The 8669-nt window shown below is 69.9% G+C and carries 5 protein-coding genes and 1 pseudogene; 1 reads left to right on the plus strand and 5 read right to left on the minus strand.

The window, feature by feature from the left end; genetic code table 11:
- The 5 genes and pseudogenes from QAA18_RS10045 to smc all read right to left on the minus strand — a co-directional run.
- A pseudogene (locus QAA18_RS10045) lies at window positions 1-367 on the minus strand (S-methyl-5-thioribose-1-phosphate isomerase); the annotation flags it as partial.
- A gap of 25 nt (window positions 368-392) precedes the next feature.
- Window positions 393-1388: an EF-P lysine aminoacylase EpmA gene (gene epmA / locus QAA18_RS10050; RefSeq protein WP_279412788.1), complete on the minus strand. Its 996-nt coding sequence runs from the start codon at window positions 1386-1388 to the stop codon at window positions 393-395.
- 155 nt (window positions 1389-1543) lie between these two features.
- Window positions 1544-3628, minus strand: a complete 2085-nt coding sequence (ligA, locus tag QAA18_RS10055) for an NAD-dependent DNA ligase LigA (RefSeq protein WP_279412789.1) — start codon at window positions 3626-3628, stop codon at window positions 1544-1546.
- Between the two features lie 171 nt (window positions 3629-3799).
- Complete coding sequence (gene zipA / locus QAA18_RS10060) at window positions 3800-4552, minus strand: cell division protein ZipA (protein WP_279412791.1); 753 nt, start codon at window positions 4550-4552, stop codon at window positions 3800-3802.
- Between the two features lie 11 nt (window positions 4553-4563).
- On the minus strand, window positions 4564-8067 hold the full coding sequence (gene smc / locus QAA18_RS10065; protein WP_279412792.1) for a chromosome segregation protein SMC: 3504 nt from the start codon (window positions 8065-8067) through the stop codon (window positions 4564-4566).
- 200 nt (window positions 8068-8267) lie between these two features.
- Here smc and QAA18_RS10070 point away from each other — a divergent pair.
- Window positions 8268-8669 (plus strand): glucokinase (locus QAA18_RS10070; protein ID WP_279412794.1); only part of this gene is annotated, 402 nt, incomplete at its 3' end.

The raw sequence follows: 8669 nt of genomic DNA on the forward strand, positions 1-8669 counted from the left end.
CGCCGCCGGCCGCCCGCGCACGTGCGGCGCGCATGCGCGCCAACGCCCAGGCGAGGTTGACCGCGGTCGGGCGCGCGGCGTTCAGCCGTTGCAGGGCCGGCTCCAGCTTGCCTGCCGCTTCGGCCGCGCTCGTCGCGTCGACCTCGCGCGCGGCAAGCACTGCGCCCCACGCTGCGGCAATGCCGATCGCCGGTGCGCCGCGCACGGCCAGCGCGTGGATCGCGGCCGCGACCTCGTCGCTGTCGCGGCAGGTCACGTATTCGGTGGCGAACGGCAGCTTGCGCTGGTCCAGGAGTTCCAGCGCATCCCCGGTCCAGCGGATCGGGCGGATGCGGTCGTAGCGCGCGTAGTCGATGTCGTCGGCCATGTGTCGATTGTACCGGGGCGTGGCCTTATCCCCGCGCGAAATCGAAGGCCAGCACGTCGGCGATCCGGTCGGTGCCCAGCATCGCCATCAGCAGGCGATCGACGCCGAGCGCGACGCCGGCGCAGGCCGGCAGGCCATGCCCGAGCGCCGCCAGGAAGGCCTCGTCGAGCGGCGGCCGCACGTCGCCGCGTCGGGCGCGGATCGACAGGTCGCGCCCGAAGCGCGTGCGCTGTTCATCGGCGTCGAGCAGCTCGTGGTAACCGTTGGCCAGCTCGACCGGGCCCAGGTACAGCTCGAAGCGCTCGGCCACCACGATGCCGTCGTCATCCTCACGGTCATCGCCGTGGCGCAGCCGCGCCAGCGCGCACTGCGTCGCCGGCCAGTCGTGCACGGCCAGCATCACGCCCGGATCGAACGCCGGCTGCAGCCGGTGGCTCATGAGCAGGTCCAGCCAGTCGTCGCGCACCAGGCCTTCGGGATCGATGGCCACGTCGCCGAGCGCGTTGCGCAGTTCCGCTTCAGTGGCCAGGAACGGATCGAGCCCGAGCCGCGAGCGATAGAGGTCGCGGTAGGTCACCTGGACGAACGTCGCGTCGCGGCCGACCAGGGCCAGCGCCATGCGCACCAGTTCCGCGGTCTCGCCCGCGAGGCGCCGATGGTCCCAGCCGAGACGGTACCACTCCAGCATCGTGAACTCGGGGTTGTGCCGGCCGCCGGCCTCGCCGTTGCGGAACACCCGGCCGAGTTCGTAGCAGTCGCCGACGCCGGCGGCGAGCAGACGCTTGAGCGCGTACTCCGGCGAGGTGCGCAACCAGCGCGTGCGCGGCCCGCCATCGGTTCGCCCGCTGAAGTCCACGGTGAACGAAGCGATGTTCGGCTCGGTGTTGCCCCCGCGCGACATCACCGGCGTCTCCACCTCCAGCACCCCGCGCTCCGCGAAGAACCCCCGCACCGACGCATTCAACCGCGCCCGCAACTCCAGCGCCTCGATGCTTCCCGTCGGTTGCCACTCTGTCGACATGCGGGTTCCTTTTTGACACGGATCAACGCGGATGGAAAAGCGGATTGACGCGGATAAGGCAGGAATGGTCCAGGTAGACCTGAACCCATTCTGCTACGGCTTGATCCGCGTTGATCCGCCTTCTTATCCGCGTTGATCCGCGTCTGAAGTAGCTGTTATCGCTCCAGTTCGGCCAGGTAGGCGAGGAGTCGGGGTTCGTCCCAGATGTCGAGGCCGAGTTCGCGGGCCTTGGCCAGTTTGCTGCCGGCGGCTTCGCCGGCGACGACGAAGCTGGTCTTCTTCGAGACGCTGCCCGAGACCTTGGCGCCCAGCGCCTCAAGGCGGGCGCCGGCCTCGTCGCGCGACATGGACGCCAGGCCTCCGGTGAGCACCACCGTCTGGCCGGACAGCGGGCCCTCGGTGGCGCGTCGCGGCGGGCCTTCCTTCCAGTGCACGCCGGCGGCGCGCAACGCGGCGATGACCTCGCGGTTGTGCGGCTGTTCGAAGAAGTGGGCGATGCGCCTGGCCACGACGGGGCCTACGTCGGGCACCTGCTTCAGCGCCTCCTCGTCGGCCGCCATCAGCGGATCCAGCGCACCGAAGTGGCGCGCCAGGGTCTTGGCCGTGCTTTCGCCGACGTCGCGGATGCCCAGCGCGTACAGCACCCGCTCCAGGCTGGAAGCCTTGCTCACCTCGATCGCCGCGACCAGGTTCTCGGCCCAGCGCGTCGCGATCTTCCCGGCCTTGACCGTTTCCGGAACCGTGCCGGCCATCTCGTCGGCGCGCTGCTTCATGGCAATGAAATCGTCGACCGTCAGCCGGTACAGATCGGCGACCGTATGCACGTAGCCGAGGTCGACCAGCGCCTCGATGAAACGCTCGCCCAGGCCCTCGATGTCCATTGCCCGTCGCGAGCCGAAGTGGAACAGCGACTGCTTGCGCTGCGCGGGACAGAACAGGCCGCCTGTGCAGCGGGCGACTACCTCGCCCTCTTCGCGCTCCACCGCCGAGCCACAGTCCGGGCACTTGTCCGGGAGCTGGAACGGCGGGTGCAGGGGCTTGCCGCGCCTGTCCAGCGGACGTTTTTCCTCGACCACGCGCACCACTTCGGGGATCACGTCGCCGGCGCGGCGCACGATCACCGTATCGCCCACGCGCACGTCCAGGCGCGCCACCTGGTCGGCGTTGTGCAGGGTCGCGCGGGTGACGGTGACGCCGCCGACGTGCACCGGCGTCATCAGCACCCATGGCGTGACCGCGCCGGTGCGACCCACGTTGACCTCGACCGACTCGACCGTGGTCGCTTCTTCCTGTGCGGGAAACTTGTGCGCCAGCGCCCAGCGCGGCGCGCGCGACACGAAACCCATCGCGCGCTGCTGGTCGTACCGGTCGAGCTTGTAGACCACGCCGTCGATGTCGTACGGCAGCGCATCGCGGCGCTCGCCGATCCTGCGGTAATAGTCCAGCAGCCCGTCCACGCCCTGGGCCACGCCGACCTCGGCACTCACCGGGAACCCGAGCTCGCGCAACCAGGCAAGGGTCTGCGAATGGGTCGGCGGCAGCGACGCGCCCTCCACCTGCCCCAGCGCGTAGGCATAGAACGCCAGCGGCCGCTGCGCGGTGATGCGCGGGTCGAGCTGGCGCAGCGACCCGGCCGCGCCATTGCGCGGGTTGGCCATGGGCTTTTCGCCGCGCGCGCGCGCTGCTTCGTTCCAGCGTTCGAAGTCCGCGTTGGGCATGATCACTTCGCCGCGCACCTCGAGCACCGCCGGCGCCTTGCCGCGCAGGCGCAGCGGGATGCTGCGGATGGTACGCAGGTTCGCGCTCACGTCCTCGCCGCTGCTGCCGTCGCCACGGGTGGCACCGCGCACGAAGGCACCCTGCTCGTAGCGCAGGCTGATCGCCAGGCCGTCGAGCTTGGGCTCGACCGAGAACATCGGCGCGCCGTCGCCCGTTTCCTTCTCGATGCGCGCCACGAACTCGCGCACCTCGTCGTCCTCGAAGGCATTGCCGAGCGACAGCATCGGCACGTCGTGCGCCACCGTGGCGAACTTGCCTGAAGGCGCCGCGCCCACGCGCACCGTCGGCGAGTTGGGGTCGCGCAACTCCGGATGCGCCGCCTCCAGATCGGCCAGCTCGCGCAGCATCCGGTCGTACTCGATGTCCGCAAGATTCGGATCGTCGAGGATGTAATACCGGTAGTTCGCATCCTCCAGCGCCTGCCGGAGCTCCGCGACCCTTGCTGCTGCCTTCTTGCTCATGGGGGATATTTTTGACACGGATCAACGCGGATAGAAGAGCCGATTAACGCGGATGAGGCAGGAGTGGCGCAAGGCGACCTGAACCCATTTCGAGCTTCTTTCGCTCGATCCGCGTTGATCCGCTTCTTTATCCGCGTAGATCCGCGTCAAAAAGAAGCTGCCAACGCGCATCTACCAGCGGGAGCGCGGAGGGGGTGGGGACTCCTGGCGGCGGTCCCAGGCGCGGAGCTCGTCGCGGAGGTGCTGGATGCGCTGGCGGCCCAGGGCGTTGCGCGACTCGTCCAGGAGCACGCCGTCGAGCAGCTCGGCCATGCGCTGTGCCGTCGGCAGCATCGTCTCCCACGCATCGAGCGCCGACACCGGTGCAGGCAAGGTGAGGAAGAACGCGATCGCCGGCGTTTCCAGCGACTGGATCGTCGCCATCTCGAAGCTGCCCGGCTTCATGATGTTGGCCACGCTGAAGATCGGCCCGCGTTCCGGGTGACCCTCGACCAGGCGGTGGAACACGTTCATGTGCCCATAGGCCAGGCCGGTCTTTTCGGCGGCGACCACGATGTCCGGGCCGCGCAGCTTCTCGCCGGCCTTGGCGGCGATGTACAGGGTCACGATCTTGTCGAACTCGTCGCTGACCCGGCGGCCGGCATCGCTGCCGGAATCGGCCGGGGCCGTGTCGTCGAGTTCGAGGTCGGCCTGTACCGCTTCTTCCCCCGCGCGTGCCCCGACGATGGGGTCCTGCGACAGCAATTCGCCCAGGGTCGGTTCGACCCGGCGTGAATCGCCGCCGCCCTTGCCCTGTCCCGGGCGGCCGGCTTCGATACGCCGTCCCTGCCCGGGCCGCGTCGGGCGGCCGAAGAAGTAGATCGCCGCAACCAGCACGATGCCGGCAATGATGATCGCGATCCGCAACATCCACGCGTCGGACATTCGTTATCTCCTCAGGCCGCTCCCGCCAGGCGCGCGGCTTCGGCCAGGTCGACCGAGACCAGGCGGCTGACGCCGGGTTCGCGCATGGTAACGCCGGACAGCTGCTGCGCAGCCTCCATCGTCGCCTTGTTGTGGGTGACGAACAGGAACTGCACGTGCTCGCTCATCTCGCTGACCATCGCGGTGAAGCGGCCGACGTTGGCCTCGTCCAGCGGCGCGTCCACCTCGTCGAGCAGGCAGAACGGCGCCGGGTTGAGGCGGAAGATCGCGAACACCAGCGCCACCGCGGTCATCGCCTTCTCGCCGCCGGACAGCAGCGAGATGTTGGACACGCGCTTGCCGGGCGGGCGCGCCATGATCGCCACGCCGGTATCGAGCAGGTCGTCGCCGGTCAGTTCCAGGTAGGCGTGGCCGCCGCCGAACAGGCGCGGATACAGCTCCTGCACGCCCGCGTTGACCCGGTCGAAGGTGTCCTTGAAGCGGCCGCGGGTCTCGCGGTCGATCTTGCGGATCGCGTCCTCGAGGGTTTCCAGCGCTGAAGTCAGGTCGGCGTCCTGCGCATCCAGGTATTCCTTGCGCGTGGCCGCCTCGGCGTGCTCCTGGATCGCGGCCAGGTTGACCGGCTCCAGCCGGCGCAGCTTGGCATCGAAGTCGGTGACGACCTTCTCCCAGGTCGCCGCGTCGGCGTCTTCGGGCAGCGAGTTGACGACATCGTCGAGCACGAAGCCGGCCTCGACGACCGCGCCGGAAAGCTGCTCGGCCTTGATCGCCAGCGCCTGCTGGTCGAGCTTGCGCTGGCCGATGCGCTCGCGCTGCGCCAGCGCCTGTTCGTCGCGCTGGTGTCGGGTCTGCTCGTAGCCGCGCAGTTCGTTGTCGATGCCTTCCAGGGTCGCGCGCGCCGCCGCCAGCGCCTTCTCGGTGCGCACGCGTTCCTCGAGCGCGGCCTGGCGCTCGGTCTCCAATGCGGTGATGGGCGAGTCGCCGTCCGCGAGCTGCGAGGCCAGTTCACCCAGGCGGGTGTCGAGCTGTCCGCGCTGCCCGCCCATGCGCTCGAGCGACTGGGCGAGCGCGGCGATCTGCGCCCGCTGCGTTTCCATGCCCAGGGCAAGCGCATGCGACGCGTCGCGCGCCTCGCGCGCGGCGGCGCGGGCGTTGTCGCGTGCCTCGTTCAGGGTCGCGCGTTCGCTGTCCAGCGCCCGGCGCGCATCCTCGAACGAGGCCATGCTCGCCACCGACGTCTCCAGGCGGCTGCGTGCTTCGCGCGCCTGTGCCGCGCTGGACTCCAGCGTCTCGGCAAGCTGCGCCAGGTCGTTGTCGATCTTCTCGATCCGGCCGCGCGCCGAATCCAGCCGGCCCTGCTGCCCCTGCAGCTGCCCGCCGAGTTCGGAGACGCTGCGGTGGGCCAGGTACAGCGTGCGCTGTGCGTCCTCGCGGTGCTGCTCGGCGACCAGCGCGCGGTCGCGCCAGGCCGCCAGGCCACGTTCGAGCTCGGCTTCGCGGTGCTGCAGTTCCTTGATTTCGCCGCGCAGGTCCTGGATCTCGCGCTCGCGCAGCAACGCGCCCTGCTTGGCGGCGCCCGAGCGCAGCACCCGCACCCAGCCGGCGCCGATGCGCTCGCCGTGGCGGGTGATGACCGACTCGCCGTCGCCCAGCCGCGGCAGCAGCGCGCGCGCATCGGCCAGGGTTTCGGCGGCGTGCAGCTTGGCCAGGATGCGCAGGATCGCGGCCGGGCCTTGCACCTTCGCCGCCAGCGAAGTCGGCGCATGTTCGACGCCACCGGCATCGGCCGACACAAGGGTGAGCCGGCCTTCGCCCAACTCGCCCAGCGCGTCGACCAGGGTCTCCGGCGCCTCGACCAGCACGCCTTCGATCAATTGTCCGAGCGCGCTCTCGACCGCGTTTTCCCAGCCCGGCTCGACGACGAGCTTCTCGCCCACGCGCGCGGCCGAATCCAGGCCACGCTGGCGAAGCCATTCGACCGCCGCGCCCTGTTCCTGGCCCAGCGCCGCGTGCTGCAGCGTTTCCAGCGACGACAGGCGACCGCGCTTTTCCTGCGCCTGCTTGCGCACTTCGGCCAGTTCCGATTGCGCATTGCGCTGCTGGTCCTGCAACTCGGTGACGGCCTGCTTGCGTGTCTCGACCTCGGCGGCCAGGCCTTCCAGTGCCGCCTTCTGCTCGTCGTGCTGGGCCTGGAGCGCGACGAACGCTTCGGCAAGCGCGTCGACATCCAGTCCCGCGCGTTCGGCGGCGAGCTGCTCGCGGCGGCGTTCGGCTTCGAGCGCCTGGCGGTCGAGGTAGTCGACGCGCGTGCGCTCGACGTCGCCGGCACGGGCCGACTCCGACTGCGCCCGGGTATGCGCATCCCAGCGCTGCTGCCAATCGGCCAGCCGCGTCTCGGCATCGCGCAGCGCTTCCTGTGCGGCCTGGTCGCGGGCCTGCAACTGCGCAAGCTCGGGTTCGGAGGCGGCGATCGCCGCGCGCAGTTCCGCCAGGCGCGACTCGTCGCTGCTGATGTGGCTGCCGATCTCGGCCAGCGCGGCCTGTGCCTCGTCGCGCGCACGCTGCAGGCGCTCGCCCATCTCGCGCTGGTGCGCGATCTGCTGTTCGATCCGCGCCAGCGTGGCGCCGACCTGGTAGACCTCGGCCTGCGCCTTGTTCAGCGCCTCGGCCGCTTCCTCGCGGCGCACGCGGTCGTCCTCGATGCGGCGCTCGGCCTCGCGCTGTTCGGCGATCAGCTGCTGCAGCCGCGTCTCGTCCTGGTCGAGTTTCTCGCGAAGGCCCTGCAGGCGGGCGTCGAGCCCGCGGTACTCCAGCGCCTTCCACTCCGCGTCCTTGATCCGGCGCTCGGCCTGGATGGTCTGGTACTGCTCGGCCTGGCGCGCTTGCCGCTTGAGGTGCTCGAGCTGCTTGCCGACCTCGTCGCGCAGGTCGGTCAGGCGCTCGAGGTTCTCGCGCGTGTGTTTGATCCGGTTCTCGGTTTCGCGCCGGCGTTCCTTGTACTTGGAGATGCCGGCGGCTTCCTCCAGGTAGACGCGCAGGTCCTCGGGCCGGGCCTCGATGATCTGGCTGATCATGCCCTGCTCGATGATCGAGTAGCTGCGCGGCCCGAGGCCGGTTCCCAGGAACAGGTCGGTGATGTCGCGGCGCCGGCACTTGCTGCCGTTGAGGTAGTAGCTGCTCTGGCCGTCGCGGCCGACGCTGCGCTTGACCGAGATTTCGTCGAACGCGCCGTACTCGCCGGTGATGGTGTGGTCGGAGTTGTCGAAGATCAGCTCGACGGTCGCCTGCGACACCGGCTTGCGCGCCGAGGAACCTGAGAAGATCACGTCGGTCAGCGAGTCGCCGCGCAGGCGGCTGGCCGCGCTTTCGCCCATCACCCAGCGGATCGCGTCGATGATGTTGGACTTGCCGCAACCATTGGGACCGACGACGCCGGTCATGTTGGTCGGCAGGTGCAGCGTGGTCGGATCGACGAAGGATTTGAAACCTGAAAGCTTGATCGTGGACAGGCGCATGCGTCGGTCGTCGGGCCCCGGCGATGACGGGCGGTGGCGGCCCGGCTCGCAAAAAGTGAAAACGGATAAGATTTCGCCCGCAAGCCATTGATTCACCATGCGGACAGCCGGCGCAAAGGCCAGCGCTGCGAACGAGTATAGCGGGCCGTAGACAGATGCGTTTGCTATGGTCCAAGGCAATGCCAGCTGCCCCCCGCCCAATGCCTGCGCCGGCCCTGCTTGCCGACATCGGCGGCACCCACGCCCGCTTCGCCCTGGCCGGTACCGACGCCCCCCACACCCTGCTCGACGGCTCCCTGCGCAGCTACCCGGTGGAGCGCTTCGACACGCTCGCGGCGGCCGCGCGGCACTACCTGGACGAGGTCGGCGCGGCACCGCAACGCGCGGTCGTCGGCCTGGCCGCACGCATCGATGGCGACACCGCGCGCATGACCAACCACCGCTGGGTGGTCTCGGCCGGGCACCTGCGCGAGGCCCTGGGAATGGCGTCGGTGACGCTGGTCAACGATTTCGTCGCCCAGGCGCGGGCCGTGCCGCTGCTGGGCCGCTCCGACGTGGCCGTGGTCGGCGGGCCGGAGCTCGCCGCCGATGACGGCGGGGAC

Source organism: Luteimonas sp. 8-5 (assembly GCF_029763755.1).
GTDB lineage: Bacteria > Pseudomonadota > Gammaproteobacteria > Xanthomonadales > Xanthomonadaceae > Cognatiluteimonas.